Here is a 1,928-nt window from a genome sequence, read left to right on the forward strand (position 1 = left end):
CTGGCGACTACGACTACCAGGTGTACATGACGCCCAAGGGTGGCGTGAGGGAGATGACCAGCCAGGGCAGGTTCACCGCCAAGGCCAACAGCAACGAAAGCGACGGATCGACCCGGTGGCGCAACCCCGTCATCAAGTACACGCGCGACCGCTGGGGCAACATGCTGTCGCAGTCCGACCCACGCAATGGGCTGTGGGTGACCAAGTTCGAATACACCAAGGACAACCAGCTCACCAAGGAGACCCAGCCCGACCCCACCCCTGGTTCGGGCTCCGRCAGCCCCGTGCGCAACGTCTACTACGACAAGCTCGGCCGCCAGGTCGCGGTCAAGGACGCGCTGAACCACGTCAACCTGCAGGTGTTCGATGCGGCCGGCAACCTCATCGAGGAGAAGCACGCCGACGACGGCCGGGTCACCTACGCCTACGACATCTTCGGCCAGAAGCGCCAGATGGTGGACGGTGTCGGCAACGAGAGCGCCGTCGGCAGCACCGTCTACAAGGACCACACCACCCTCTACGCCTACGACGACTTGGGCCGCCTGATCACAACCCAACACGGCAACGGCACGGGCTCCATCACCAGCTGGCACGTCGTGATTGACCCTGACAGTGACGGAGACGGATACGGAGACGAATACCGTCTGGTCTCCGACGGCTCCTCAAACCTGATCGAGACGTTCTCCTACGACGAAGCCGGCCGCAAGCTGACGCAGTCCGACACCGCCAGCCAGGTCACCAAGTACTGGTACGACCGCGCAGGCAACATCAAGAAGACCGAACAGCCCGGCGGCGTGGTCAGTCAGGCCACCTTCGACATCTACGGGCGCAAGGCGTCGGAAACCGACGCCAACAACAGTACCGCCACCTGGACCTACAACTACTTCGGTCAACTCGACGCCCACAAGGACATCGGCGGCTGGGTCTACACCTATAACTACGACTTCGCCGGCCAGCTGCGGCAACAGACCAACAAGCTCGGCAACCTCAACGGCCAGAACCTGACCTACACCTACGACGCGGCGGGTCAGCTGGTGGAGATCCGTGACGCCGCCATCGGGCAGACCACGACCACCCAGTACGACCTGGCCGGCCACCACCTTCGCGAACACGTCGTCCGAGACGGCAGCGTGTTCCAGGACAACCACCTCAGCTACGACGCGCTGGGCCGCCTGGTGGACTCGGCCGACAGCCGCGTCCACCTGATGATCACGTACGACGCGGCCGGCAACCGCAGCACCGTGCGCGAGCGCCTCTACATCGCCGACATGTACGGCCTGTACGAGCAGCAGACCGAAACCTGGCGCGACACGACCCGCTACTTCTTCTACGACGCGATGAATCGCCAGCGCATCGTGGACGCCATCGACGCCAGCGGCACCATCAGCTCGCGCAAGAGCTACGACGACGACAAAGTCAACGTCACGGTCGGCCACGTCCTGACGTACGATAAGAACGGCAACCGCAAGACCGACGAGTTCTTCGGCAACCACGTCAATATCCTCAACTACGACAGCGTGTTCAAGCGTGGCACCGACAGCTACGAATACGACGCGCTCAACCGCCTGAGCAGCGTCAGTCGCGACAGCAGGATCATCGACCAGCGCTGGTACGACAAGGCCGGCCGCGTGGTCAAGTCGGGACCGATCAGCCTCGGCGACCGCTGGGCCGACGCGCTCAACAAAGACATTCCGGACGACCAAAAGATCGGCGCCGAACAACGCTACCAGCGCTACGACGCCAAGGGACGCCTGCTCAACCAATGCGTGCAGGACGCCGACAACACCCCGTTGWACGAAGTCAACTACATCGACGGGTACGTCAATGGCGTCTGGACGAAGGCCTACGACGACGCCGGCAACGTCCAGCGCTATGAAACGGTCAACCATGGCGACACCGACACCGTCACCAAGATCGACCTGATCAAG

Annotated in this window: 1 protein-coding gene; it reads left to right on the forward strand. The window is 62.9% G+C overall.

Translation table 11 applies throughout. From position 1 onward, the window contains the following. On the forward strand, window positions 1-1,928 hold a 1,928-nt coding region (locus AC1DYI_RS34145; protein WP_477208544.1), incomplete at both ends, for a hypothetical protein.

Source organism: Ideonella sp. P3_A4, assembly GCF_056403075.1.